Annotated in this window: 24 protein-coding genes and 2 pseudogenes; 14 read left to right on the top strand and 12 right to left on the bottom strand. The window is 45.2% G+C overall.

Features of this window, described 5'->3' with window-relative positions; genetic code table 11:
* Positions 1 to 51: 51 nt before the first annotated feature.
* Positions 52 to 1,287 carry a proline utilization transcriptional regulator PutR gene (putR, locus tag M1D94_RS19440; protein WP_003234651.1) on the top strand — a complete coding sequence of 412 codons (1,236 nt, stop codon included), beginning with the start codon at positions 52 to 54 and terminating at the stop codon, positions 1,285 to 1,287.
* Between the two features lie 36 nt (positions 1,288 to 1,323).
* On the opposite strand, the gene M1D94_RS19435 is transcribed toward putR, so the two are convergent.
* The 3 genes from M1D94_RS19435 to M1D94_RS19425 form a co-directional block, all read right to left on the bottom strand.
* Positions 1,324 to 2,181: a TIGR03943 family putative permease subunit gene (locus M1D94_RS19435; protein WP_003234649.1), complete on the bottom strand. Its 858-nt coding sequence runs from the start codon at positions 2,179 to 2,181 to the stop codon at positions 1,324 to 1,326.
* Between the two features lie 4 nt (positions 2,182 to 2,185).
* Positions 2,186 to 3,070 carry a permease gene (locus tag M1D94_RS19430; protein WP_010886400.1) on the bottom strand — a complete coding sequence of 295 codons (885 nt, stop codon included), beginning with the start codon at positions 3,068 to 3,070 and terminating at the stop codon, positions 2,186 to 2,188.
* A 99-nt stretch (positions 3,071 to 3,169) separates the two neighbouring features.
* The gene (locus tag M1D94_RS19425; RefSeq protein ID WP_249849596.1) at positions 3,170 to 4,024 is read right to left on the bottom strand and encodes an alpha/beta fold hydrolase; all 855 of its coding nucleotides are present in this window, start codon (positions 4,022 to 4,024) and stop codon (positions 3,170 to 3,172) included.
* Between the two features lie 159 nt (positions 4,025 to 4,183).
* Between M1D94_RS19425 and ffoR the strand changes: the two genes are divergently transcribed.
* Positions 4,184 to 5,194: a ferredoxin--NADP(+) reductase gene (gene ffoR, locus M1D94_RS19420; RefSeq protein WP_049140231.1), complete on the top strand. Its 1,011-nt coding sequence runs from the start codon at positions 4,184 to 4,186 to the stop codon at positions 5,192 to 5,194.
* Between the two features lie 31 nt (positions 5,195 to 5,225).
* On the opposite strand, the gene cobA is transcribed toward ffoR, so the two are convergent.
* The 5 genes from cobA to nasB form a co-directional block, all read right to left on the bottom strand.
* The gene (gene cobA / locus M1D94_RS19415) at positions 5,226 to 6,677 is read right to left on the bottom strand and encodes a uroporphyrinogen-III C-methyltransferase (protein WP_456270313.1); all 1,452 of its coding nucleotides are present in this window, start codon (positions 6,675 to 6,677) and stop codon (positions 5,226 to 5,228) included.
* 60 nt (positions 6,678 to 6,737) lie between these two features.
* Positions 6,738 to 7,058: a nitrite reductase small subunit NirD gene (gene nirD, locus M1D94_RS19410; RefSeq protein WP_003246252.1), complete on the bottom strand. Its 321-nt coding sequence runs from the start codon at positions 7,056 to 7,058 to the stop codon at positions 6,738 to 6,740.
* Positions 7,059 to 7,089: 31 nt separating this feature from the next.
* Entirely contained in the window at positions 7,090 to 9,507 is a 2,418-nt protein-coding gene (gene nasD / locus M1D94_RS19405) for an NADPH-nitrite reductase (RefSeq protein ID WP_426842192.1), read from the bottom strand.
* Positions 9,508 to 9,627: 120 nt separating this feature from the next.
* Positions 9,628 to 11,760 (bottom strand): assimilatory nitrate reductase catalytic subunit NasC, encoded by a 2,133-nt coding sequence (gene nasC, locus M1D94_RS19400; RefSeq protein ID WP_321541276.1) that lies wholly within the window; start codon positions 11,758 to 11,760, stop codon positions 9,628 to 9,630.
* 6 nt (positions 11,761 to 11,766) lie between these two features.
* Positions 11,767 to 14,082 carry an assimilatory nitrate reductase electron transfer subunit NasB gene (gene nasB / locus M1D94_RS19395; protein ID WP_321541277.1) on the bottom strand — a complete coding sequence of 772 codons (2,316 nt, stop codon included), beginning with the start codon at positions 14,080 to 14,082 and terminating at the stop codon, positions 11,767 to 11,769.
* Between the two features lie 179 nt (positions 14,083 to 14,261).
* On the opposite strand from nasB, the gene M1D94_RS19390 reads away from it, so the two are divergent.
* From M1D94_RS19390 to zinU, 5 genes and pseudogenes are all read left to right on the top strand, one after another.
* On the top strand, positions 14,262 to 15,467 hold the full coding sequence (locus M1D94_RS19390; protein WP_038828500.1) for an MFS transporter: 1,206 nt from the start codon (positions 14,262 to 14,264) through the stop codon (positions 15,465 to 15,467).
* A gap of 116 nt (positions 15,468 to 15,583) precedes the next feature.
* A complete protein-coding gene (gene folE2, locus M1D94_RS19385; RefSeq protein WP_116316132.1) occupies positions 15,584 to 16,498 on the top strand; it encodes a GTP cyclohydrolase FolE2 in 915 nt (304 codons plus the stop codon).
* Positions 16,495 to 17,079, top strand: a complete 585-nt coding sequence (locus M1D94_RS19380) for a L,D-transpeptidase (protein ID WP_321541278.1) — start codon at positions 16,495 to 16,497, stop codon at positions 17,077 to 17,079. The genes folE2 and M1D94_RS19380 overlap by 4 nt, the downstream gene beginning before the upstream one ends.
* Before the next feature lie 256 nt (positions 17,080 to 17,335).
* A pseudogene (locus tag M1D94_RS19375) lies at positions 17,336 to 17,482 on the top strand (hypothetical protein).
* Positions 17,483 to 17,509: 27 nt separating this feature from the next.
* Positions 17,510 to 18,703, top strand: coding sequence for a zinc metallochaperone ZinU (gene zinU, locus M1D94_RS19370; RefSeq protein ID WP_321541279.1), 1,194 nt, complete (start codon positions 17,510 to 17,512; stop codon positions 18,701 to 18,703).
* 48 nt (positions 18,704 to 18,751) lie between these two features.
* Here the strand turns inward: zinU and M1D94_RS19365 are convergent, their stop codons facing one another.
* Positions 18,752 to 19,432: an amino acid ABC transporter permease gene (locus M1D94_RS19365; protein WP_003234624.1), complete on the bottom strand. Its 681-nt coding sequence runs from the start codon at positions 19,430 to 19,432 to the stop codon at positions 18,752 to 18,754.
* A 9-nt stretch (positions 19,433 to 19,441) separates the two neighbouring features.
* A complete protein-coding gene (locus M1D94_RS19360; protein WP_080474532.1) occupies positions 19,442 to 20,305 on the bottom strand; it encodes a transporter substrate-binding domain-containing protein in 864 nt (287 codons plus the stop codon).
* Between the two features lie 161 nt (positions 20,306 to 20,466).
* On the opposite strand from M1D94_RS19360, the pseudogene M1D94_RS19355 reads away from it, so the two are divergent.
* The 7 genes and pseudogenes from M1D94_RS19355 to bglC all read left to right on the top strand — a co-directional run bounded on the left by M1D94_RS19355 (position 20,467) and on the right by bglC (position 24,681).
* A pseudogene (locus M1D94_RS19355) lies at positions 20,467 to 20,663 on the top strand (hypothetical protein).
* An 18-nt stretch (positions 20,664 to 20,681) separates the two neighbouring features.
* On the top strand, positions 20,682 to 21,137 hold the full coding sequence (locus tag M1D94_RS19350) for an RDD family protein (RefSeq protein WP_064672016.1): 456 nt from the start codon (positions 20,682 to 20,684) through the stop codon (positions 21,135 to 21,137).
* 80 nt (positions 21,138 to 21,217) lie between these two features.
* A complete protein-coding gene (locus M1D94_RS19345; RefSeq protein WP_021481829.1) occupies positions 21,218 to 21,550 on the top strand; it encodes a YckD family protein in 333 nt (110 codons plus the stop codon).
* Between the two features lie 126 nt (positions 21,551 to 21,676).
* Positions 21,677 to 22,099: a MarR family winged helix-turn-helix transcriptional regulator gene (locus tag M1D94_RS19340; protein WP_170939093.1), complete on the top strand. Its 423-nt coding sequence runs from the start codon at positions 21,677 to 21,679 to the stop codon at positions 22,097 to 22,099.
* Positions 22,087 to 22,428: a DUF3147 family protein gene (locus M1D94_RS19335; protein WP_032724911.1), complete on the top strand. Its 342-nt coding sequence runs from the start codon at positions 22,087 to 22,089 to the stop codon at positions 22,426 to 22,428. The genes M1D94_RS19340 and M1D94_RS19335 overlap by 13 nt, the downstream gene beginning before the upstream one ends.
* Positions 22,429 to 22,446: 18 nt before the next feature.
* On the top strand, positions 22,447 to 23,175 hold the full coding sequence (locus M1D94_RS19330) for an AAA family ATPase (RefSeq protein ID WP_021481826.1): 729 nt from the start codon (positions 22,447 to 22,449) through the stop codon (positions 23,173 to 23,175).
* Positions 23,176 to 23,247: 72 nt separating this feature from the next.
* The gene (gene bglC, locus M1D94_RS19325; RefSeq protein ID WP_123373936.1) at positions 23,248 to 24,681 is read left to right on the top strand and encodes a 6-phospho-beta-glucosidase; all 1,434 of its coding nucleotides are present in this window, start codon (positions 23,248 to 23,250) and stop codon (positions 24,679 to 24,681) included.
* Between the two features lie 36 nt (positions 24,682 to 24,717).
* Here bglC and nin read toward each other — a convergent pair whose 3' ends face one another.
* Positions 24,718 to 25,116, bottom strand: a complete 399-nt coding sequence (nin, locus tag M1D94_RS19320; RefSeq protein ID WP_021481824.1) for a DNA-entry nuclease inhibitor — start codon at positions 25,114 to 25,116, stop codon at positions 24,718 to 24,720.
* Between the two features lie 26 nt (positions 25,117 to 25,142).
* Positions 25,143 to 25,592, bottom strand: coding sequence for a DNA-entry nuclease (gene nucA, locus M1D94_RS19315; RefSeq protein ID WP_070548532.1), 450 nt, complete (start codon positions 25,590 to 25,592; stop codon positions 25,143 to 25,145).
* Positions 25,593 to 25,657: the final 65 nt, after the last annotated feature.

The following is a 25,657-nucleotide window of genomic DNA, read 5'->3' as shown; positions in this document are numbered from 1 at the left end:
AAGACCCCGTATGGATATGATTAAAGTAAAAAAAGTATAGGAGAAAAAGGTATGGAAGAGCTTTTAGAGAGAGTTTTTTCATTTTCAGATGTTGATAAACTGATTGATTTTATTAGCTATGAGCTGCAAAAGCCAGTGATACTGGAAAGCGCGGATTTCTTTTTGTTAGCCTATAATTCTTACTATATTAACCATTTTGATTCTGCCAACCAGCAGACTATTTTTTCGAAAAAGTGTCCGGTCCAGATTTTTGAGAGGTTTCTGAAGGACGGAATTATTGAAAAATTGAAAACAGAGCCTGAGCCTTTTCGCGTCAATAAAATTGAAAGCATTGGGTTAAACCAGAGGGTGGTCGTGAGTGCAAAGCACAAAGGGGAAGTCATGGGCTACATCTGGATTCAGGAGCTGGACCAAAATCTGACGGATGAAGAGCTCGACTTTTTGTACGAGACCTCCTTCCATGTCGGGAAAATCATTTATAAAACGAATAAATTGAAACAGGAAAAGGAAGAAAAAGCAGAGGATCTCATCAAACGGGCGATCTATCAGCAATTTACCTCTGAGAAGGAACTCAGACGGGAAGCTGAAAGGATCAACACCGTGCTGCCTTCCATGTTTTCAGTTGTTATCCTGCACGCCGCAAATGGGGATGGGGAAGCGGTAGAGGATTTAAAGGAAAATATCAGGTCGTACCTGAATTTACGGGATAAGGTCAGTCATGTCTTAACGATCGAATCAAATATTGTCATCGTCGTAGCGAGTTTTTCCCAAAAAAGCTCCGTCTCCTCAGCAGCTTCTGAGTTTATTAACAAGCTGTTAACACATTTTCACTTTCAGAAAATACCTACCCCTATTTATATCGGTATCGGAAACGAATATAATCACCTATTAAAACTTGGCAAGAGCTACACAGAAGCACTTGAAGTCATCAAAGCCGCAGAAATCACCGGCAATCAGGAAAACATTCCATATGAATATGCCAAACTCGGCATTTACCGCTATTTAGAAAGCATCGAACAGAAAAATGAATTTTTAGAATACGAGAATAAAGATTTAGCTTTATTAAAAGCGAAAGACGAAGAAAGCAGCACTGAGCTGCTCAAAACCTTGGAAATCTATCTCCTCAACAACTGCAAAACAAAACCAGCGGCAGAACAGCTCTTTATTCACCAAAATACATTGAATTACCGCATCAAACAGATTACTGAGATGACGTCGATCGATTTAAGCGATTTCAGAACGCGGTGCCAGCTCTATCTCGATTTGATGCTGATGAAAAAGAAATAAAAAAGAAACCAGTACTTGTACTGGTTTCGTCTTCACTTAAAATCCTCTGTAAACATACGGATCATCAGGTTTTTTAATGGTATTCCAGTCAGTTACTTTGACGACAGGGAGAGTTGACTTGAATGGCTGGTAATATTCTGAGGCCAGAGTGCCCTTAATGTGAATCCATTCATCATCCTTGATGTCCATGTCCTTCGGAAATTCCACAAGCATCCCGTACACGCCGGAATCAGCGATACAGTGAATGATGCCAAACCTTAATACGAACAACTGATTTTTGTTAATTGCGTTTCCTTTGTAAGCAAATCCATGAAATTCTATCGTCCGTCCGAGAAATTCACCCGGATAGTTATAGATGGTTTCCATTCCTTTTAGGAAATCGTCATCGGTCAGAGAAATCTCTTTTTTGCTGGAATACTTATTAAACAGCTGTTTCATTTGTTTGTCATAGCTGTCTTGCGCGTAATAAAGGCTGGCATCAGGCCGCAAATACTGAGTTTGGGAGTAGTGATCTCCGCTCTCCATCGCCTTAAACGAGAACCCTTTTGTTTTGACTATGGATGAGTCAAGCGTTGCAATCGGGAAGAAGATGCCTGACACCAAAGGAAAAAGAAAAACAACATAAATCAAATAACGCTGATAAAATGGCTTGTTTTGTTCATGGTCATGCTCGTGATCATGGCCGCACCCGCAATCATGGTCATGGTGATGCCCGCTTTTTTCAGGCGACTTGATAAATAGATATGCTTGGACGGCGGTCAGAATGGCCAGCAGGAAAATCGCAATAAAGGAAAGATAGGCATATTTCATATTGATATATTTTGTTAGATTTCCTGAGGCATGCAGATGATAAAAGAAAAACGTAAATCCCATCAGCACCAATAGACGAAACATCCAATCACCCCTTTACCAGTAGTGATCCCGCTAAAACAATCACGACAATGTATGTAATCAGCAGGAAAACAAATCGTTTTTTGAAGGCCGCAAGCATCATCAATAGATTCTTAATATCCACCATTGCGCCAAAGACGAGAAAGGCGATTAACGATCCTAATGAAAATGTGCTGCTGAAGGAAGACGCGATGAACGCATCAACTTCTGAACAAAGCGACAGGACAAACGCCAGACCCATCATCACGAGGGAAGAGGATACATCATTCTGCCCGATCGCAAGCAGAGTGGATGTTTTGACATACGTCTGCATAGCGGCTGCGATAAAGGCGCCGATGATTAAATATTTCCCCACGGAGAAAAATTCATCAATGGCATGCCGCAAGGTCCCGCCCAGTTTTTGGAGCAAGGTGCCGTGATGATGATGGTGGTGCCCGGGTTCATCAGGCTTTAAAAGCTGGTTATCCTTAAATTGATAGGATAAAATGACCCCGATGATCAGCGAAACGGCGAGAGCCAGTCCGCCTCTGTAAAAGACCACGCTCCATCTATTCCCGAACGCAATATAAGTAGAAAATAAAACGATAGGATTAATGATAGGCGCGGTCAGCATGAAAGCAACGCCCGCATGCAGAGGAACTCCCTTTAACAGAAGCCGCCTCGTAATCGGGATGATGCCGCATTCGCAGGCGGGAAATAAAACGCCGGCCAGCGCACCGAATAAAACGGCGAGAAAACGGTTTTTCGGCATGATTCTTGCAATCATTTCTTCAGAAACAAACATTTGAATGATTCCGGAAAGTATGACGCCAATCAGAATAAACGGAATGGCTTCTATTAAAATGCTGATAAAAATAGAATTCAGCTGAAGAAAAGATGATTGTGCTGTCACAATAAAACCTCCGCTCATGTTAAGCTGCCTTTCTTATGATACCAGAAAAAAAGGCACTGCTTGTTTGACGGAGGAAGGGAAAGGATCGTTTCACTTTGGTTAGGATTCCAAAAAACCGAGTAGGATACTGTCTGTTTCTGCAGCTTCTTTTCCGAGCCAAATCAGGTGTCCCCATGAGTGAAGCAAACAGAGAACAGCGCCACGAATGTGCTCTTTTGCATGATGTGCATGTGACAAGTCAACCAATCCATCATAAACACTTTGCATAATCAGCACGGGACAAATGATGGCTTGCAGGTCTTTTAAAGAGACAGCGGCGGTTTGTGACAAGTCAATCAGAAATCCTTCACCCGAGCGCTGCCGGCTGTTCATTTTCCGAAATGCTTCTATGTCTTTTTCATTCATCAAGGACTTGATTCGCTGAAACGGAAGCGTGCTGAATTTGGGGCTCATAGCTCGAAACATCAAACGCGGGAAAGCGTTATTCAAGGAAGAAATCAGCTTCCATATCCACTTTTCCACCGGCGGGCGGAAGAGAATTCTCCCCAATTTATATTCAGTGTCTTTTGGGGTGAGCCACTCTTTGGTGACCGCGGATTGCAGGGTCAATGTATTTACTCTTTCCGGATAATGTGAGGCAAAGCATATGCCGCTCGGCCCTCCTGCTGAGATGGCGATCACATGGACACTCTCGATTTGTAAATGATCTAATAATTTCACATAGAAACGGCAGGCATTGGCAAGACTTTTTCCAATTTCTTTTGACGTCCGTCCATAGCCAGGCCTTGAAGGCGTAATGATGGAATACCCTTGCTCAATCAACGCTGTGTATCCGAATTCCTCGTAACAATTTGAATGCCCGCCATGCATGATAAGGATGGGGGCACCCTTTCCAGCCACTGAATATTCTAGTGTATGTCCTTCGAAGGTGATCGTTTCGACTCGTCTTTTCATCTGTTTCACCCAATTGGTTTTTGCCTATTATAGAGTTTTCAGCAATTGACCACAAGGAGAAGAAATGAATAAACAAAGGCCCTTGAATATGATATACTTTGTATTGATATTCATTCTCAATTAAAACTTTGATATAGATGTGAACGGGAGGCAGGACGGATGGCTGAGAATCAAGAGGTATATGACGTTACGATTATAGGCGGGGGGCCGATTGGGCTGTTTACTGCTTTTTACTGCGGGATGCGGGAGCTGAAAACAAAGGTAATCGAATTTTTGCCGAAGCTCGGAGGGAAGGTGTCTTTATTCTTTCCTGAGAAAATCATTCGCGATATCGGCGGCATACCGGGGATTGCGGGAAAGCAGCTGATCGAGCAGCTGAAGGAGCAGGCGGCAACGTTTGATCCTGATATCGTATTGAATCAGCGTGTGACCGGGTTTGAACGCCTAGATGACGGCACCATTGTTCTGATGGGTTCTGAAGGCGAAAAGCACTATACAAGAACTGTGATTTTGGCTTGCGGCATGGGTACACTTGAGGTCAATGAGTTTGACAGCGAGGATGCGGCCCGATATGCGGGCAAAAATCTTCATTACGGAGTGGAGAAGCTCGATGCGTTTAAAGATAAGCGCGTGGTGATATCAGGCGGCGGAGATACTGCGGTCGATTGGGCTAATGAACTTGAACCGATTGCGGCGTCTGTGACTGTCGTTCATCGCCGCGAGGAATTCGGCGGAATGGAAAGCAGCGTGACGAAAATGAAGCAATCATCGGTGCGGGTGCTTACTCCTTATCGGCTGGAGCAGTTGAACGGAGATGAAGAGCGCATCAAAAGCGTGACCGTTTGTCATACTGAGTCTAGCCAGAGGGAAGACATAGAAATTGATGAGCTGATCATCAATCATGGGTTCAAAATTGATCTCGGGCCGATGATGGAGTGGGGGCTGGAGATTGAAGAAGGCAGGGTGAAAGCTGACAGACATATGCGAACGAATCTTCCGGGCGTGTTTGTGGCGGGTGATGCGGCTTTTTATGAAAGCAAGTTGAGATTAATTGCCGGCGGCTTTACCGAAGGCCCGACAGCAGTCAACAGTGCCAAGGCTTATTTGGATCCTAAGGCCGAGAATATGGCGATGTATTCCACCCATCATAAAAAATTGGTACATAAATAAAACAGCCCTTGGGGGAAAGGGCTGTTTGCCATCAGCTGTGAAGGAGTTTTTTTTCCGCTTGTTGATTTTGGATGAAAGCAAATAATTCATCCTGTTCTTGGATGGCTGTGAATCCATAAGCCCCGGCAGCTGAGTCATCGCCTATACAGACGATAGGAGGCCGGCTTGCTGACAATTCCGGCGAAATGCCAATTTGTTCGCCACCATTGATCAATTGCTGAACGGACAGCTTGTTCGGGCAAATGACCATGTGCAGCGGGGATTCACTGATGGTACGCTGAATCATGTGGGTGAACCGGTCATCTATGACGTTTTCATGAGTGATATAAAACGAACAGGATTCATGCTTTTGCATGAATTCCACTGCATGGCGGCTCCCGACAACAAGACATTTCTCTGAATCAGGCTGAATGGCGGTGACAAGAAACCCCCGTTTTTCAAGCTCCGTCTTTGCTTGTTCAGATGCTGCACTCAGTTTGGCTGTCAGCTGGCGGATGTCGATTTTCTGAGAAGCCAGTGCTCTGAAAAATTCACAAACTGCCCGGCGCGATGTGAAAAAAACGTCTTCAAAGGTGCCAATCTTTCGAAGAATGTCTTCATTGACAGGCATGTTTTCGGTCCGCCATTTCGGCCACTCGATGACATCGGCGCCGGAATCGCGCAGCTTGTCTGCAAGCGGGTCTTCATCTTCGCCATGAGTCACAACCATCAAATGCCGTCCGATGAGCGGTTTGCTTTCAAACCAGCTGTGTGTTTGAAAGTTGACGATGTCTCCGATGACGATAATCGCAGGGTTTGTAATCTGGTGTTCCTGCACTTTTTGCTGGATGTTCTCAAGCGTTCCTTTCACACTCCGCTGGCGGCCCCACGTTCCCCATTGGATGACAATGACAGGGACAGAAGGTGATTTCCCGTATGAAATAAGCTGCTGGCAAATATAAGACAAGTTCTTGACACCCATGTAAAAAACAAGGGTTTGTACGCTTCGTGCAAGCCCTTCCCAGTCAAGGTTCGGCGTGCCTTTTAATGATTTATCATGCGCTGTAATCATGGCAAAAGACGATGCGAAATCCCGATGCGTGACGGGGATGCCCGCATATAGCGGCGCTGCAATTCCAGAGGTGATTCCCGGCACCATTTCATAGCGAATGCCGTGCTCATGAAGAGCATCTGCTTCCTCGCCGACTCTGCCGAATACGCTCGGATCTCCGCCCTTCAAGCGAACGACGGTTAACCCATTTAATGCTTTTTCAACCAGCAGGGCGTTAATTTCTTTTTGTTTCATAAAATGGCGGTTTGGCAGTTTTCCGCAATAAATAAACTGGCAGTCCGGTGATGCAAATTCGAGCAGCTTCGGGTTGGCGAGCCGGTCATATAAAATCACATCTGCTTCCTCGAGCGCCTGTTTTCCTTTGATGGTGAGCAGGCCTGGGTCGCCGGGTCCGGCTCCCACGAAATATACGATTCCGTTCTTCATGATCATGTCATCCTTCCGTCACTGTAAAAAATGAAGGACCACTAGAAAAGTGATCCGGTCTTTTGATCAATATACGAGATAAACATGTTCTCCTTCGATCAGCGTTTCATATGTTTTGACGCATCCGTGGTCAGGTTCTTGGACGATTCCGTCTTCTAAGGAAATTTTCCAGTCGTGCATCGGGCAGAAAACATATTGACCGCTGACAATGCCTTCTGCCAGGACGCCGCCTTTATGCGGACAGCGGTTTTCGATGGCGCGGATGCTTCCGTCTGAAAGCTTGAAAACCGCGAGCTCCTTATCTTCAATATACACTGTTTTACCTAATTGTTCAGGCAATTCTTCAATTTTTCCGATACATACTTTTGTTACGTCTTTGTTTACCATGCCCATTCCTCCTCAATGATTGTTTTTGTCATTATGATGTGGTCACGACATTTTCAAATAATTCTTTCGAGGTTTGTTTATCCTCTAAAAAGTCTTTCCACGGATCCTTGTGGACAGAGAGTGTTTCATTCATTCGGTCGTTCAGCTCCTGCCGCTTTTCCGGATCGTTTAACACGGATTGGACATGGGATAAACCGACGCGCTCAAGCCATGCGGACGTACGCTCCAGATAGTTTGCGGTTTCCCTGTAATATTGCAGGTAAGCGCCTGCGTATTCTAAGACTTCTTCATTTGTTTTCACCTTCATCAGCAAATCGCCGGCACGCAAGTGGGTTCCGCCGTTTCCGCCGACATAAAGCTCCCAGCCTCCGTCGATGCCGACAACGCCAAGGTCCTTAATGCCGGATTCCGCACAGTTTCGCGGGCATGCAGACACGGCCATTTTGACTTTGTGCGGCGTGTTTAGCCCTTCGAATTTTTTCTCAAGCGCAATGCCCAGTGCCATGGAGTCTTGTGTGCCGAAGCGGCAGAATTGCTCGCCTACACAAGTTTTCACTGTGCGGAGCGTTTTTCCGTACGCGTAGCCCGACGGCATATCAAGATCTTCCCATACCTTCGGAAGGTCTTCTTTTTTCACGCCGATAAGATCAATTCGCTGGCCGCCTGTCATTTTCACGAGCGGGATCTCATATTTGTCAACGACATCGGCGATCTTGCGCAAATCTGCGGAGTTAGTCACGCCGCCGTACATCCGAGGAACGACTGAGTATGTTCCGTCTTTTTGAATATTGGCGTGCATTCGTTCATTAACAAAGCGGGATGTCCGGTCATCCTCGTATTTGGTTGGATTGATCATGCCTAAGTAGTAGTTCAGAGCGGGCCGGCATTTGGAACAGCCTTCTGGCGTTTTCCAGCCGAGCACATTCATGACTTCTCTTGTATGTGACAGCCCTTTGGCTTTGATTTCTTCTACGACTTCATCTCTCGACAATGTGGTGCAGCCGCAAATGGATTCTTTTTGCGCTGACGCATCAAAGTCTGATCCGAGCGTATGCTGGAGGATTTCTTCTACGAGTGGCTTACAGCCTCCGCATGAGCGGGATGCGCCGGTGCATGCTTTGATCTCGTCCGTTGACGAGCAGCCCTTTTCCTGTATGGCTTGAATAATCGCACCTTTTGACACGCCGTTACAGCCGCAGATGATTTCATCGTCGCTCATCGCTGCGGTTATGCTTGTGCCTGCTTGTTGGTCGAGAGGCTGTAAGATTGATATTTTTGAGGTTTCAGAGATATCGGCTTCTTTTTGAATCATAGAAAACAGGCGATTGCCTTCGCTGCTGTCGCCGAATAAAACAGCACCGACTATTTGATTGCCTCTCAGGACGATTTTTTTATAGATGCCGTCCTGCTCATCGAAGACTTTAATCGCTTTTTTCTCTTCTGATTCGTTAAAGTCACCGGCAGAGAAAACCTCGACGCCTGATACCTTTAACTGTGTGGAGAGAACGGAGCCCTCATACGGTTTTGTTTCGATGCCGCAAATATGCTTCGCCAGCACTTTTGCCTGTTCATAGAGCGGTGCCACAAGCCCGTAGGCGATACCTCGGTGCTCGGCACATTCGCCGACCGCGTAAATGTGCGGGATTTCAGTCTGCATATAATCGTTGACGATGATGCCGCGGTTAACCGGAATGCCGCTCTCGGCGCCGAGTGTTGTATTCGGACGGATGCCGACAGCCATGACGACTAAATCGGCTTCAATGCTTGTGCCATCTTTGAAGCGAAGGCCTTCGACACGGTCATCACCGACAATTTCTTCTGTTTGCTTTTCAAGTAAAAAGGTCATACCTTGTTTTTCTAACTCGTTTTGCAGCAGGCGTCCTGCCGTTGCATCAAGCTGGCGCTCCATCAGGAATGGGGCAAGGTGGATGACGGACACGTCCATGCCAAGATTCAGCAGTCCGCGAGCTGCTTCCAAACCAAGAAGTCCTCCGCCGATGACGGCAGCTTTTTTATATTGTTTTGACGCGGCGAGCATTGTGTCTGTATCTTTTATGTCCCGGAAAGCTGTGACGCCTTTTTTGTCTGCGCCCGGAATCGGAAGGATAAAAGGGACCGAGCCTGTCGCCAAGATCAATTCATCGTAAGGCTGGATTCTGTCTGCATCTGTGATGACTGTTTTGTTTTCCGTGTCCACTTTGATGACTGTTTCATTTGTATACAATTGAATGTTGTTTTCTTCGTACCAGTCCCAATCGTTTAACGTAATATCTTTAATATCTGTATCGCCTTGAAGCACTTTTGACAAAAGGATTCGGTTGTAATTGGGATGCGGTTCGGCACCAAAAATTGTGATCTGAAACTCGTCTTTAGCAACACTCAGTATCTCTTCAATGGCCCTTACCCCGGCCATTCCATTACCAACAAGAACTAGCTGTTTTTTTCCCATCAGATGATCCGCTCCTTATCAATGTTTTTTCCAGCGTAGCACAGCAAAAAGGAATATTTAAGATACATGTTATAAAATGTAACAAAATATACGAAAAGTTCTAAAAATTTTATGAAAAATTTAAATGGGTCTGATTCGGACGGCACATACCTTAAAACCGGGCATTTTACAGGCTGGATCTAAGGCTTCCCCGATTAAATCATTCACATTTTGAGCGTCTGCCCAATGGATGGGAACAAAAACAGTATCTTTTCTGATTTGTTCTGATAATTTGCTGCGGACGGTGATGCTTCCCCGCGGCGATTCTATTTTTACCAGTACACGGTCCTCGATATTGTAGGTCGCTGCTGTTTGCGGATGGATTTCCATAAACGATTCAAAATGTCTCGCGGCAAGGGCGGCGCTTTTTCTTGTTTGGACGCCTGTTAAGTAGTGAGACATGACTCTGCCTGTCGTTAAATAAAGCGGATAATCGGCTGTCGGCTTCTCTTTTGGAACAGGTGGTTCGTTTGGAATCACACTTAATGCCGCTTTTTGATCCGGATGAGCAAATGATTCTGTAAACAAGCGCCCAGTTCCGGGATGATCAGATTCCGGACACGGCCAATGAATGCCGCCTTCACGTCTGAGCCTGTCGTATGAGATGCCTGAATAATCGGCAATCCCGCCTCGGCTCGCTTCTCTCAATTCATTAAAAATATCCTCCGCTGACGTATAAGAAAAGTAGCGGCCCTTGCCGAGAGCGGATGCGAGATCACAAATGATCTGCCAATCATGCTTTGCTTCGCCGGGGCATGGCCGGCTTGCTTCTCTTAATGTCACGCGTCCTTCTACATTTGTCATGGTGCCTTCATCTTCTAAGTAAGAGGAGGCAGGTAAAATCACATCTGCGTATTTCGCAGTCTCAGAAATAAACAAATCGATTGCAACAAAGAATGTCAGTTTCCTTAAAGCCTTTTTCACGAGATTCGCATTTGGGCTGGAGACAGCAGGATTGGAGCACATGAGGAACAATCCTTTGATGTCGCCGTCGTTGATTTTTTCCATCATTTCATAGGCTGAGACACCTTTTCGCGGCAGATCATCCTGATGGATTCCCCACACTTTCGCAACATGTGCCCGGTGTTGTTCGTTTTCAATAGATCGATAGCCCGGAAGCTGATCGGCTTTTTGGCCATGCTCTCTTGCACCTTGCCCGTTGCCTTGTCCGGTGATCGCCCCGTAACCTGAGTAAGGCTTGCCGATTTTTCCTGTGATCAGCACCATGTTTAAGAAGCCTTTCACAGCCGCTGTTCCATCGGTTTGCTGTTCAATCCCGCGGGCTGTAAACAGCATGCCGGACGTTTCCTTGGCAAACTTTACAGCAGCTTTTCTTATATCCACCAGGGGGACACTCGTCTGTTCGGCGATGTCATTCAGGTCCAACGAGTCAGTATGCTGCTTCAGCTCTTCGAATCCATTTGTTCGTGATTGAATGAAATCCTCGTTTATAAGCTGTTCGTCAATGATGATTTTGACGAGACCGTTGGCAAGGGCGGCGTCTGTGCCGGGTTTGATTTTCAAATGAAGATCGGCGATTTTTGTTGTCGCTGTTTCACGCGGATCAATGGCAATGATGTAAGCTCCGTTTTCTTTCGCTTTTTCAAAATATGGCATAATCGTAGGCTGGCACTCCGCGATATTGGTGCCGGCCAGAATGATCACACGGGTGTGGGGAATGTCTGATAAGGGATTCGTTAAGCCTCTGTCGGCTCCGAATGTTTGGTTGGCTGCGGTTGCTGCGGCGGACATACAAAGCCTCCCGTTGTAGTCGATGTATTTTGTCTGTAAGCCCACCCGTGCGAATTTCCCTAACAAATACGCCTCTTCATTTGTAATCGAGGCGCTTCCGTATACCGCCATGGCGTCATGGCCGTGTTCTGCTTGGATCATTGTCACTTGGTCTTTAATGTAATTCAATGCTTCTTCCCAGGAAACAGGGATAAACTCGCCGTTTTTCTTCAGCAGAGGGCGGGTGATGCGAGAGGAGTTCAAGGCATGCTGGTGAGCATTCATGCCCTTCATGCATAGCCTCCCCTGTGTTGTAGGATTATCAATCCCGATCGCAGTGTACTTTTTGCGCGTGACGATGGTTTGTTCCACGAGCTGCATTTTGCACTGCATGCTGCAAAACGGGCATTGAGTGTCATATGTTTTTTCTGATTGGACGTCTTGCTGTTTATCACGGAAATATCTAAGCAGTCGTTCAGTCAAAATGCCTCATCCTTTCTTATATGCACCCGTCTCTACAGTCGGGTTTTGAATCAGTGACAGATCTGTTTGGAGGCTTTCCAGCAGCTGTGCCCTTAGGTCTTCTTCGAATAGCACTTCTCTGATATGAACGATCCCGAGACGGTCTATCCACTGATGAACAGCTTCTAAGTAATGAGCCGTTTCCCGATAATACTGGATCAGTCCTTTGATCATGCCGGCAGTGCTGTCTTCGTTCTCAGTCACGCAAAACAGAGCTCCTGAACGGGCATGAGTTCCCCGGACGCCTCCGATGTAAATGTCCCAGCCAGCTTGTGTCCGAATTGCGCCGACATCTTGCAGGGCGGCATCGGTGCAGTCTGTTTCACATGATAAGCTGATAGAAATGGGAGCGGGTAAGGGAAGCGTCTCAAGTTGTCTTTCGATTTGGGCTGCCAGCTGCTGAATCGATCGATTTTGCCCGCATGTACATGCTTTGATGCTTTGCAGCGCGTGTCGGTGTTCATTAGTGTAAACGGGCATCTTCAGGTCTTTTTTTATGTTCGGGAGATCCGCAGGCTTGATCCCGGAAAGCTTCAGCCTTTGGCCGTGAGTGATGGATACGTCGGGAATGCTGTATGCCTCAATGATGTTGGCGATGGTTCTTAGCTGCTCCGCGTTTGTCCGCCCGCCGTACATTTGCGGAATCAGGATGCATGTCTCTTCAGTGGCTGGCTCAGGCTGGACAAACCCGGGGTACAGCATTTCCAGATAGTATTGAATCGCAGGAACACAAGTACTGCATCCTTTTTTTGTTCTCCAGTCAAGCTGGTCCATCACTTCTGCCGGATTAGTGAATGGCCTGCGCTGAAGCTCAGCGATGATGTCGTCTTCTGTAAAATCAGTACAGCTGCAAAACGAAGGTGTGCCGGCGGGCTTCGTATATTCGCTGTTGGTCATGTATCTCAAAAGGTCTTCAACGAGCGGTTTGCATCCTCCGCAGGACCCAGTGGCTTTGGTGCAGTGCTTGACTTCCTCAACAGTTGTTAAGCTATTCGTGTGCACCGCGTCTTCAATCGCGCCTTTCGTCACTGTGTTGCATTGGCAAATCGTTTCACTGGAAGGCATGGATTCTAATAAAGGGCCGCTTGTCTCCGGTTCGATGATCTGCTTTTTGACAATGGAGATGTCTCGTTGTTTAAGCAGGCTGTCGAGAAGCCGCTGCTTGTCACGGGTGTCTCCGAATAAAATAACACCGGCCAGTTTGTCATCTACAAAAAGCGCTTTTTTATAAACGCCTGCTTGTTCGTCGTAGATTTTGATGCTCGTCGTGCGTTCATCCTCTTGGATCTTTCCTGCTGACCACACATCGATTCCAGCTATTTTTAAAGCCGCAGATGGTGCTGAGCCTTGATATTCCTCACATGGAACGCCGCAAATATGACTGGCGAGCGCTTTTCCCTGCTCATAAAGCGGTGCCACCAATCCGTACACCGTTCCGTTATGTTCGGCGCATTCACCAACGGCGTAGATATTCGGTTCGCTTGTCTGCATGAAGTCATTCACGATGATCCCGCGGTTCACTTTGATTCCAGCGGATACAGCTAATTCAATATTCGGTCTGACGCCGGCCGCCATCACAATCAAGTCTGCTTTTAATGAAGAGCCATCTTTAAAATGGATTCGGTCTGCCTTGGTGGCGCCGGAAATGGAGACGGTGTCTTTCTCCAGAAGAAAGGTTAGGCCTTTTTGTTCCAGCTCTGTTTGCAGCAGCCGCGCCGCTGTTTGATCGAGCTGTTTTTGCATAATGCCGGCGGAGTGGTGAATGACGCTGACATCCATACCGAGATGCTGTAAACCGACTGCAGCTTCCAGTCCTAATAAGCCGGCTCCGATTACCGCAGCCTTTTGAAAGTGCTGAGCCATCTTCATCAGCGCTTGGCAGTCTTCTATTGTCCGAAATCCATAGACGCCTTTTTTGTCTGCCCCGGGGATAGGGAGAATATGAGGGGAGGAACCTGTTGCCACTATTAATTTGTCATACGACAGAGTACGTTTCCGATCTGTGATGACCTGCTGCTGATCTGTATCAATCTGAATAACCGTTTCGCCTGTGTAAAGCGTGATCCCGTGCTTGTCGTACCAATCCTTGCTGTTCAGTGTAATATCATCGAGTGACGCTTCACCCTGCAATACAGAGGATAAGAGAATGCGATTGTAATTGGGATGCGGCTCGCTTCCGAAAATGACAATCTCAAACATGTGGCGATTCAGCTTTAATACTTCTTCAATACAGCGGATTCCGGCCATGCCGTTTCCCGCTAACACCAATCTTTGTTTCTTCATGTATCAGACCTCCTTTGGCGAAGCTCGTAAGTTTTCTCCTATTAAAAATTATGTCACAATGCACTGTTAACGCATTAAACGTGTCACAAAAACTTACACATGTCTTTTCCAGAAAATAAGGGTCCTATATCCTTGATTCAGAAAATGTAAAATAATGAGGGTCTAGAAAGGGGAATCTTATGAAGCTGTCGGAACTGAAAACTAGCGGTCATCCACTCACTTTGCTCTGTTCCTTTTTATACTTTGATGTCAGTTTTATGATATGGGTTATGCTAGGGGCGCTGGGTGTTTATATTTCTCAGGATTTTGGCCTGTCTCCTTTTGAGAAAGGGCTTGTCGTAGCTGTGCCGATTTTATCTGGATCAGTGTTTCGTATCATTCTTGGTATTTTAACGGACAGAATCGGACCGAAAAAAACGGCAGTGATCGGGATGCTGGTGACGATGATTCCGCTGCTTTGGGGGACATTCGGCGGCCGTTCCCTGACTGAGCTGTATGCCATCGGGATTCTGCTTGGCGTGGCGGGGGCAAGCTTTGCTGTAGCGCTGCCTATGGCCAGCCGCTGGTATCCGCCTCATTTGCAGGGACTTGCGATGGGGATTGCCGGAGCGGGGAACAGCGGCACGTTGTTTGCAACCCTGTTTGGCCCTCGTCTGGCAGAGCAGTTCGGCTGGCACATTGTCATGGGAATTGCGCTAATTCCATTATTGATCGTCTTTATTCTTTTTGTATCCATGGCAAAGGATTCTCCTGCACAGCCGGCTCCGCAGCCGCTCAAAAGCTATCTGCATGTGTTCGGGCAAAAGGAAACATGGTTTTTCTGCCTGCTGTACAGCGTCACATTTGGCGGATTTGTCGGGCTCTCAAGCTTTTTATCTATTTTCTTTGTTGATCAATACCAGCTGTCAAAAATTCACGCGGGCGACTTCGTTACATTATGTGTAGCGGCGGGGAGCTTTTTCCGGCCTGTCGGGGGCTTGATTTCGGATCGTGTCGGCGGCACGAAAGTTCTTTCTGTACTGTTTGTCATCGTGGCACTGTGTATGGCCGGAGTCAGCAGCCTGCCATCTCTCTCAATGGTTATTGTTCTATTGTTTGTCGGAATGATGGGGCTCGGAATGGGAAACGGCGCAGTATTCCAGCTCGTGCCGCAGCGTTTTCGCAAAGAAATTGGCATGGTGACGGGAATCGTCGGTGCGGCCGGAGGAATCGGAGGGTTTTTCCTGCCGAACATCTTAGGATCTCTCAAACAGATGACAGGCACATATGCTATCGGTTTTATCACGTTTTCCTGTATCGTGCTGCTGGCGTTTGCACTTGTCCTTGCCGCAGGCTATTACTGGCGGAAAAGCTGGAGCGCGGAAAGCAGCCCGGCGGATGTTTAGGATTTTGACGGACACGCATTTGTGCGTGTCTTTTTTATTTTCTCTTGATTTCCAACAGTGAACCGATCAAAATAAATAGTAATTATTACGATTTGTTAGTGAGAGGAGTTTTCTGAATGAATCAACATACGCTGCTCCCGAAAAAAACGGAGCGTCTTCAATACTTTGGATCGGTCAGTCCGATCAAAGGCGAGAAACCAGTGGAAAAAGAGAAAATGAAGGACCTGCAAAATATCAGGAAGGATTATTTTTTTGACATTCAGCATGTAGGTGTCGCTAATGTGTCCCATCCAGTGACAATCACTTCTGCCATGATGCCTGCCGAGCAAACAACGGCTGCGAACTTTACAATGACTTGTAATTTGCCGAGAAATCAGAAGGGGATTAATATGAGCCGGTTAACAGAGCTGCTGCAAGTCTATCATCAAAACGGCTGGGTTCTCTCATTTTCCTCTCTTCAGCAATTTACGAAAGAGCTTGCAGAAAACATGGACATATCATCTGCCACAGTTGAAGTGAGGTTTCCGTGGTTTTTCGAACGGAAAAGCCCGAAGCTTGAGAAAGCGGGTTTGATGCATGCTGATATATTCATGTCTGTCACCTATCGCAAAGATCAGCCGTTTAAACAGCGTGCCGGCATCTCAGCAAAAGTAACGACTCTGTGCCCTTGCTCCAAGGAAATCAGCGAATACAGTGCCCATAATCAGAGGGGAACGGTCAGCATTTGGGCCGATATTCATCCGGCCGCATCGCTGCCAAGTGATGTTAAAGCTGATTTGCTTCACGCCGCAGAATCAAATGCCTCTGCGAGACTGCATCCGGTATTGAAGCGCCCTGATGAAAAAGCGGTGACAGAAACGGCCTATGAGAATCCGAGGTTTGTTGAGGATCTCGCCCGGCTGATTGCTGCAGATTTGTTTGAGCTTGAATGGGTGTCAGCCTTTGAGATTGAATGCCGCAATGAAGAATCGATCCATCTCCACGATGCCTATGCGAAGCTGTGTTTTTCGAAGGAAGTGGATAAAATATGAAACTCTCATTATTCATTGTTGCAGTTCTTATGCCAGCCATCCTGCTGTCAGCCTGCTCCGATCATGCAGAAGAACACGCAAGTATCAATACAAAGAAAACGGTCGAAAACATAACGGACGTTCGAAAAACAGCAAAAACAAGCATTGATTGGACAAAGCCTTCGGGCGGAGAGTACCCGGATATTAAACAGAAGCATGTCTGGATTGATGTGAATGTGAAGGAGCAGAAGGCTTACATCAAGGAAGGAAGCAACACCATCTATACAATGATGATCTCTTCTGGTCTTGATCAAACAAAAGATGATGCTACGCCAAAGGGCACCTTTTATGTAGAGCCTGAACGGGGAGAATGGTTTTTCTCCGAAGGATACCAGGAAGGCGCAGAATACTGGGTATCATGGAAAAATCACGGTGAATTTTTATTTCATAGTGTGCCAATGACTAAGGATCAAAAAGTCATCAAAACGGAAGCAGAACAACTAGGAACGAAAGCATCTCACGGATGTATCAGGCTGACCATTCCAGATGCGAAATGGGTATATGAAAATATCCCTGAACATACAAAAGTGGTGATCAGCTGAATTGAAAACCGTTGACAAAAAGGAAAAAAGACCATACAATTTAAATCGTAACAATTACGTTTTGCGATAAAGGGCTTATCATTGGCTGTATCTGTGAAAAGCGGAAAGGCTAAGGATCTTGCTGTCATTGATCCCCATGAAGCGTCTCTTGAAAACTGGAAACGAAACCCAAGCTACTTTCTGATGAGATATTTGCGCTTTCCATCGGTTCAGCAACGCAAGTGGAGCAATTGCCCTATGAAGCTGCTGTTTTCCGATTGTCGGCAAGGATTTGCGATGGGGAAAAAGGATTAAACGCGGTTGGAGCCTTTACTGATTTAGAAATCGGGTGGAGCGAGAAAAGAGCGCGAAAAGCTGCTCTACACCATTGTACATACGGCGAAGTATTCAATTTAAATCGTAATCATTCTATTTTAATGGAGGCACTATTATGAAAAAAATTCCGGTTACCGTACTGAGCGGTTATCTAGGTGCGGGAAAAACAACATTGCTGAACAGCATTCTGCAAAATCGCGAAGGCTTGAAAATAGCGGTTATCGTAAACGATATGAGCGAGGTGAACATTGACGCGGGCTTGGTTAAGCAGGAAGGGGGCCTTTCCAGAACAGATGAAAAGCTTGTGGAAATGTCAAACGGCTGCATTTGCTGCACGCTTCGCGAAGACTTATTAATTGAAGTTGAGAAGCTGGCAAAAGACGGACGGTTTGATTATATCGTCATCGAATCGACAGGAATCAGCGAACCGATCCCGGTGGCCCAGACTTTCTCTTATATCGATGAAGAGATGGGAATCGATCTTACAAAATTTTGTCAGCTGGATACGATGGTGACGGTGGTTGATGCCAACCGTTTTTGGCATGATTATCAGTCAGGCGAAAGCCTTCTGGACCGCAAAGAAGCATTGGGGGAAGAGGATGAAAGAGAAATCGCCGACCTCTTGATCGATCAAATTGAGTTTTGCGATGTACTGATCTTAAATAAATGTGATTTGGTCAGCGAGCAAGAGCTCGAACAGCTTGAAAACGTTCTTCGTAAACTGCAGCCAAGAGCCAGGTTCATTCGTTCCGTCAAAGGAAATGTAAAACCGCAGGAGATTTTGCATACAGGGTTATTTAACTTCGAGGAAGCGAGCGGATCGCCCGGCTGGATTCAAGAGCTGACGGCAGGCCATGCGGAACACACCCCGGAAACAGAAGAATACGGTATCTCTTCATTTGTATATAAGAGACGTTTGCCGTTTCATTCTACACGGTTTTATCAATGGATAGATCAAATGCCAAAGAACGTGGTTCGTGCCAAAGGAATCGTCTGGTGCGCATCTCATAACAACCTCGCTTTGCTGATGTCGCAAGCAGGTCCGTCGGTTACGATTGAGCCTGTATCTTATTGGGTGGCGGCGCTGCCGAAGCTTGAGCAGGAGCAAGTCAAACAGCAGGAGCCGGAAATCCTGGAGGAGTGGGACCCGGAGTTCGGTGACCGCCTAACGCAGCTAGTTTTTATCGGAACTGACCTAGATGAAGAAACGATTACGAAAGAGCTTGATCAATGCCTGCTGACTGAATATGAATTTGATTCCGACTGGTCGCTGTTTGAGGACCCGTTTAAATGGAAGCTGAATCAATAGAAAAAAAGCCGTCCCCTGGGGAACGGCTTTTTTTAATGAAACGTTTGTTTAAACATAATGAGCGTATTTTTTCTCAAGGATATTCTGAAAGACCGCGGCAATGGAGCAGATGGCCCAATAAATGAGAGCGGTCAGAATATACATGGTCATATAATCAAACTCTCTGCCCCCGATGATTTTCGCATGCTGGAGCAATTCCGGCACTGTAATCATCGCAGCGAGAGATGATGCCTTGATTAAGTCGAGCAATACATTGGCAAGCGGAGGCAGCGCAATACGTATCGATTGCGGCAAAATGATGCCCCTCATCGTCTGCCAATAGGAAAGACCCAGCGAGGATGCGGCTTCCCACTGTCCTTTTTCGACGGATGAAATGGCTGAACGGTTAATTTCCGCAATGTAGGCGGCGCTGTTTAGGCTAAAGCCGATTAAAGCAGCCGTGACAGCGGAAAATTCAATGCCGATATAAGGAAACCCGAAATAAAGGATAAACAAAATCACCAATATCGGAACGCCCCGCATAAATGAGATATAGAGCTTCGCCGGCCATCTTAACAAAGCAAGCTTTGACATTCTGGCGAGTGATATGAACAGGCCGATCACAGTTCCCGCAAACATGCTTACAAAAGAGATGAGCAGTGTATACCCAATGCCTTTTATGACATAAGGGAACGATTCAATAGCCAGCTTTGTGTTGAAAATATATTCCCATTGAATGCTATTGATCATGGCGTCCGATTACAAATCAACGTCCTGAACGTCGGCATCAATTTTTTTTGATACATCTGCTTTATTGAAGAATTGTTTCGACAGTTTAGTCAAAGAGCCATCCTTGCTCATCTCTTTCAATGCTTCGTTCATCTTTTTCTGAAGTGCCTCATTGCTTTTTTTCATGACAAGGGCCTGTTTGTTCGGCATGTACTTGATGTCAGGATGAATTGTAATGTTGAGATCCGGGAATGCCGCGAGCGCAAGTGTCTGCAGGTAATAGTCGTTTAAAATGACGTCAGTGCGTCCGTTGGCAACATCTTTTAAATATTGCTCATTCGTCGCATTATCATAAATCACTTCTTTGGCGCCGTATTTTCTCGCGACCTCCATGTAGACGGTTGTAGCCGCGCCAGCCGCTTTCTTCCCTTTTAAATCCTTAAGCGTTTTAATCCCTGATAAATCGTCTTTTCGGACAATTGCCGTACCGTATGAATATTTATATGGAGTAGAAAATGCGAACTTCTTCTCGCGGTCCTTCGTCACATCGATGTCATTCGCGGCTGCGTCAACCTGTCCGCTGTTCACCGCTGTCAGCATCCCGTCAATGCCCATCTCCTTGAACTCAACCTTCAGTCCCAGGCGTTTTGCCGCTTCACGAACGACTTCAACCTCGTAGCCCGTCAGCTTATCGGAGCCAGAGTCGGTATCATGATAAGAAGTGGGATAAAGCGTGCCTGATGTAGCGACTACGATTTTCCCTTTATCCTTAATCTGCTCCCAGCCTGTATCCTTGGAATCGGCTTCATTTTTGCCGGAACAGGCTGCCAATATAAGAAAGAAAGCCATTGTGAAACTGAATATAACGGCTTTGGAATGCATGAATGATTTCACCTATAGTTCCCCCAATCTGTTAATCAACTAAAAAGATAGCATTGAACATAAGGGGTTGCAATATGTTGATCGCGTTTTCAAAAAGTTCGAATTGTGTATACAAAAGGCATGTGTGGGTGTTTAAAAGCGTCTATGAAGGGAAGAGGTGATGAAAAAAGGAGTTGTCCAAGGATGAATGCCAGACGTACCAAGGAAACGCATGTGAAAGTGAAGGATGCAGCAGACCCGTCACTCATCTATGCCAATACCGGAAGAAATGGTCAAGAGACATGAAACCGATCTTCAGAATAATTTAAGTCTTGCTGATGCCCCTAAGGCATATGATATATTCGATGAGAAAGAAAATGGAAACATTTAAACCATAATGGGGAGTCAAATGAACATTTACAAACCAGCTGGATTTTGGATCAGACTTGGAGCAGCATTGTTAGACTACATTATAGTCTCCGTGCCTCTTTTGCTGATCTATTGGCTGATTACAGGAAAAGACCCGAATGACAGCATGTTCATCAGTTTGGTTGTTCTGCTGTACTCTATTTTGCTGCCGGTGTTTTGGCGCGGCTACCTTATCGGAAAAAGAATCTGCGGAATCAGAATCGTAAAAAAAGACGGATCACAAGTCAGCTTGTTAACAATGTTTTTACGGGTTATTGTAGCCGGCCTGGTTTACGTTATAACCTTCGGACTCGGCTTGATCGCCAGCCTGATTCTGATTGCCGTACGAGAAGACAAACGGACCCTGCATGATTTAATCGCGGGAACGTATGTCACTTATGCGACGCCAGGTGAAGAAGAACTTAATGCTGACGAAGAGATTAGAAAGAGCGAATAATGGTTCGCTCTTTTTATTTTTATGCATAAAAAATACAAGGCAGCAAAACATATGAAAAATAGATTGGAGGAATAAACTGGATGAAACGAATAACCATCAACATCATCACAATGTTCATTGCAGCGGCTGTCATTTCTCTGACCGGTACAGCTGAGGCCGCTGAAAAACAGCAGCAGCCTCCCGCAAATGTTACACTGACAGATCAGCAAAAGAAAGAGATTGAACAACTGGAAGCAGAGATTCTTAAAAAGCGCAAAGACGTGATCTCAAAGTATGTACAATATGGTGTCCTGCCTAAAGAAAGAGGAGAACACATCAAAAATCACTTGGACAAACACTTTGAAATGATGAAACAAAACGGCTTTGTTCCAAAGCACCATCCTCATCCGCATAAATTTGAAAAAAGACATTAAAATGGTAAGCATCCAATGGGAATTGGGTGCTTTTTTATTGTTAAAAGTTACTGAATGAATTTTCCAAAAAATATATCGCTTTTGTTGATTATATCTTATAATAAGATATAAATGGGGTGTATAATGATGGAGATGGATTTAATCTCTAAACTTAATCAGCAGTGGACAGATATTTATTATTTATTACATTATCAACATAAAGATAATATTTCTCACCAGGCAATACGGATTATGCAGCATATTGAAAAGCAAGGTGAGGCGACAATAGGAGCTTTGGCTGAATACTTGTCTGTCTCTCACAATACAGCGTCAGAGCATACTAAACGTTTGATTCAAAAGGGATTTATAGCTAAACGGCGAAGTCAACAGGATGAACGAAAAGTTTTAGTTTTCTTAACACAAGAAGGAAGATCTGTTCTTGAACAGCATACACAGCTAGATAAAGAGAAATTAAAAGAAATAATTGAACGAATGAGCACATCAGAAAAGAAATTACTTGAACAGGCATTTGAACTTTTAAGTAGGGAAGCTAAACAATGGCAGTTTTAAGTAAAGTAATCATCTCTGCGTTGATTATCGGTTTTGTTACTGAAATATCAAAAAGACATCCGACCTATGGCGGCATCATTGCTGCTTTGCCCTTGGTCAGTTTATTAAGCCTTTTTTGGATGCAAATACAAGGTGAAAAAACAGCTCAATTAAGTCAATTTGCATCTGGTGTGCTTACAGGAATCCCAGCTACAGTTTGTTTACTAGCTATTTTGGCTTTTTTGCTGAAAATTCATGTGCCGTTTTGGTTTGCATTATGTGTTGGAATACTAGGATGGGCTATGTTTTTATGGATGCAGAAGATCTTTCTCAATATATTATTTAACTGAGTATAGAAAGGAGATGCTATGTTTTTAAAAAAGGTTACTCTTCTTCGAGATAAGATTTTGGACTTTGACAGATTTCCTTTTACTATCCCGGCTATAAGTCAATTAAATGACATCTTATTTACTAGCCAAGTGACTTTTTTTGTGGGGGAAAATGGATCTGGAAAATCTACTTTGCTTGAAGCGATAGCAGATAAGTGTGAATTCAATACAGCGGGCGGAAGCCGAAATAATGTCTATGAATTACGGGAGTCAGATTCCCATTTAGGAGATTATATACGTTTATCTTGGCTTCCAAAGGTAACAAATGGCTTCTTCTTAAGGGCTGAATCGTTTTATCATCTTTCTCTTCATCTGGATGAGATGGAACTAGATGCTCCTCAGCCATACCGTTCCTATGGAGGGAGGCCGCTACACAATCAATCACATGGAGAGTCCTTTATGTCTCTATTCCGTCATCGTTTTAAAGAGAAAGCGATTTACCTTTTAGATGAGCCAGAAGCAGCACTTTCTCCAGCTAGACAATTAGCTTTTTTGAGAGTTATACATGATTTGGTGAAGGGCGGAAATGTACAGATGATCATTGCGACTCACTCCCCAATCCTACTGGGCTATCCCAATGCTAATATTTTAAGCTTTGATGGTGGAAGAATACATCATATTGAATATGAGAATACAGAGCATGTTCAATTAACACGATATTTTCTTGGACAAAGAGAAAAAATATTAGCTGAGCTGTTCCGCGACTAACTTCAAGTTGATATGAAACGCGTTTCATAGCCTATGATAGGTTTATCAAATAATTCAGGAGTGATAAACACTATGATCCACCAGCATCCAGAATCTTTTCCGAAACATTTTTTGTGGGGCTCTGCTTCTGCAGCGTACCAGATTGAAGGCGCTTGGAATGAAGATGGCAAAGGCCCTTCTGTTTGGGATGTGTTTACGAAAATACCGGGCAAAACGTTTAAAGGAACCAATGGCGACATTGCGGTTGACCATTATCACCGATTTAAAGAAGATGTCGCTCTGATGGCTGAGATGGGGTTAAAAGCGTATCGATTTTCCGTCAGCTGGCCACGGGTTTTTCCAAAAGGAAAAGGAGAGATCAATGAAGCAGGTCTAGCGTTTTACGATAGACTGATTGATGAATTGCTTTCTCATCACATCGAGCCGGTTCTGACTTTATATCACTGGGATTTGCCTCAAGCGCTTATGGACGAATACGGCGGGTTTGAATCCAGAAACATCATAGAGGATTTTAATCACTACTGTATTACTCTTTATAAACGTTTTGGAGACAGGGTGAAATATTGGGTTACGTTAAACGAACAGAACTACAATTTTAATCACGGATTTATTACAGCCATGCATCCGCCTGGAGTGAAAGACAGAAAACGATTTTACGAAGCAAACCATATTGCGTTTCTGGCTAATGCAAAAGCCATCGAATCATTTAGAGAATATGTGCCTGAAGGCAAAATAGGTCCTAGCTTTGCTTATTCTCCGGCTTACCCTTTATCAAGCCATCCAGAGGATATACTGGCATTTGAAAACGCCGAAGAATTTACGAACAATTGGTGGCTTGACATGTATTGCTGGGGAACCTACCCGCAAATTCCATTCCGCTACTTGGAAAAACAGGGATGGGCGCCGACAATTGAAGCAGGAGATATGGACCTGCTCGCCAAAGGGAAGCCTGATTTTGTAGGTGTCAATTATTATCAGACGATCACCTATGAACGAAATCCGCTTGATGGTGTGTCAGAAGGGAAAATGAATACGACAGGCCAAAAAGGAACCAATCAGGAGACGGGGATACCCGGAGTGTTCAAAACGAAAAAAAATCCGCATCTGACAACGAGCAACTGGGATTGGACAATTGACCCAATTGGGCTGCGTATCGGTCTTCGCCGAATTACAAGCCGCTATCAGCTTCCAGTGTTTATAACAGAGAACGGTTTGGGTGAATTTGATAAAGTTGAGGACGGCACTGTACAGGATGATTATCGAATTGATTATTTGCGTTCGCATCTTGAGCAATGCAGACAAGCCATCAGTGACGGTGTCGATTTAATCGGCTATTGCAGCTGGTCGTTTACTGATCTGTTAAGCTGGCTGAACGGCTACCAAAAAAGATACGGATTTGTATATGTCAATCGTGATGAAGAAAGCACATCCGATTTAAAACGCTTGAAGAAAAAAAGCTTTTATTGGTATCAAGATGTCATCAAGACAAACGGAGAAAGTTTATAAAGAGTCCCTGAGAGTTATTCTCTCAGGGGTTTTTCATTACACAGAAACAGCATCAATAATATAAGTGTCGGCGTGCAAATCTGACATTTCAGCCGGCACAGTCCAACATGTCAATTGATAGTCTCCTTTAGGCAGATCAAAGGACAGTCTTTTAGACATAATGCTTTCAATATGAATTCCGTTTTCTGTGACATGAAAAGGAACAGTCACTTTTTTTTCGTAGGAGTTTACTGTTTCTGAACTGTTCAGGCGCAAAAGAATAAAGGCCTTTGTATTTCGCTGTGCCTCAAAGGAAATGGCTCCGTCTGCCGCAGCATATCCTTTTTCAATCGCTTCGTCAGTCCAATCCATTACAGGAGGTGTAGAATCCTTTTGAAATACAGTAAATTGATGATATGAAATCGAAAGTTCTTGCGGCTTCCATGATTTGATCAATGTGCTGTTCCTCCTCTATGTACTGTTTACTGAATTGTGAATAAAACCTTTGTGCCGTCTGGGTAATCGGTAAGCTGATGCCCGACCCAAGAGCCTGCTCCGCGGTTGTCAGCGGGAGAAATGTATTCTACAGAAGCTCCCTCACCGCCTTCTTTGCACATGGCCATTGGCCATTCATCTCTGTCATACCCCTTTTTGGAAGGTACGTCCTGTAATGATTGCTCGCGGCGTTCCTCAGCTCCGTCTCTGTCGATAGTGCACACCTCTGAGTGCCCCTCATTTATCGCATCCTTAATATGCTTGGCCGTTTCGGGATACCGGTCAGATGGGAAGGCGATTGTTTCATCATATTCTTTCGTTTGAGACGTTTTTTGATCAGCTGAGAAAAAGTCTCCTTTTATCAGGCCGACAGCTGCAGCTGCTATGATGACGATGACGAGAAGTATTGTTTTTATGATGTCCGTCGTGATGTTCACCTCCCGCTTTTAAAACTGACACAAGAGTAATCCAGAAAGCATTTGGTGTAAAGGTTTAAATTTTA

Source organism: Bacillus sp. JZ109 (assembly GCF_053903135.1).
This window is presented reverse-complemented; position numbering and strand designations above follow the sequence as displayed.

Excerpts from the sequence above, each read along its gene's own strand:
- putR (WP_003234651.1), top strand. The coding sequence starts at position 52 with ATGGAAGAGCTTTTAGAGAGAGTTTTTTCATTTTCAGATGTTGATAAA.
- M1D94_RS19435 (WP_003234649.1), bottom strand. The coding sequence starts at position 2,181 with ATGTTTCGTCTATTGGTGCTGATGGGATTTACGTTTTTCTTTTATCAT.
- M1D94_RS19425 (WP_249849596.1), bottom strand. The coding sequence starts at position 4,024 with ATGAAAAGACGAGTCGAAACGATCACCTTCGAAGGACATACACTAGAA.
- ffoR (WP_049140231.1), top strand. The coding sequence starts at position 4,184 with ATGGCTGAGAATCAAGAGGTATATGACGTTACGATTATAGGCGGGGGG.
- cobA (WP_456270313.1), bottom strand. The coding sequence starts at position 6,677 with ATGATCATGAAGAACGGAATCGTATATTTCGTGGGAGCCGGACCCGGC.
- nirD (WP_003246252.1), bottom strand. The coding sequence starts at position 7,058 with ATGGTAAACAAAGACGTAACAAAAGTATGTATCGGAAAAATTGAAGAA.
- nasD (WP_426842192.1), bottom strand. The coding sequence starts at position 9,507 with ATGGGAAAAAAACAGCTAGTTCTTGTTGGTAATGGAATGGCCGGGGTA.
- nasB (WP_321541277.1), bottom strand. The coding sequence starts at position 14,082 with ATGAAGAAACAAAGATTGGTGTTAGCGGGAAACGGCATGGCCGGAATC.
- M1D94_RS19390 (WP_038828500.1), top strand. The coding sequence starts at position 14,262 with ATGAAGCTGTCGGAACTGAAAACTAGCGGTCATCCACTCACTTTGCTC.
- folE2 (WP_116316132.1), top strand. The coding sequence starts at position 15,584 with ATGAATCAACATACGCTGCTCCCGAAAAAAACGGAGCGTCTTCAATAC.
- M1D94_RS19380 (WP_321541278.1), top strand. The coding sequence starts at position 16,495 with ATGAAACTCTCATTATTCATTGTTGCAGTTCTTATGCCAGCCATCCTG.
- zinU (WP_321541279.1), top strand. The coding sequence starts at position 17,510 with ATGAAAAAAATTCCGGTTACCGTACTGAGCGGTTATCTAGGTGCGGGA.
- M1D94_RS19365 (WP_003234624.1), bottom strand. The coding sequence starts at position 19,432 with ATGATCAATAGCATTCAATGGGAATATATTTTCAACACAAAGCTGGCT.
- M1D94_RS19350 (WP_064672016.1), top strand. The coding sequence starts at position 20,682 with ATGAACATTTACAAACCAGCTGGATTTTGGATCAGACTTGGAGCAGCA.
- M1D94_RS19345 (WP_021481829.1), top strand. The coding sequence starts at position 21,218 with ATGAAACGAATAACCATCAACATCATCACAATGTTCATTGCAGCGGCT.
- M1D94_RS19340 (WP_170939093.1), top strand. The coding sequence starts at position 21,677 with ATGGAGATGGATTTAATCTCTAAACTTAATCAGCAGTGGACAGATATT.
- M1D94_RS19335 (WP_032724911.1), top strand. The coding sequence starts at position 22,087 with ATGGCAGTTTTAAGTAAAGTAATCATCTCTGCGTTGATTATCGGTTTT.
- M1D94_RS19330 (WP_021481826.1), top strand. The coding sequence starts at position 22,447 with ATGTTTTTAAAAAAGGTTACTCTTCTTCGAGATAAGATTTTGGACTTT.
- bglC (WP_123373936.1), top strand. The coding sequence starts at position 23,248 with ATGATCCACCAGCATCCAGAATCTTTTCCGAAACATTTTTTGTGGGGC.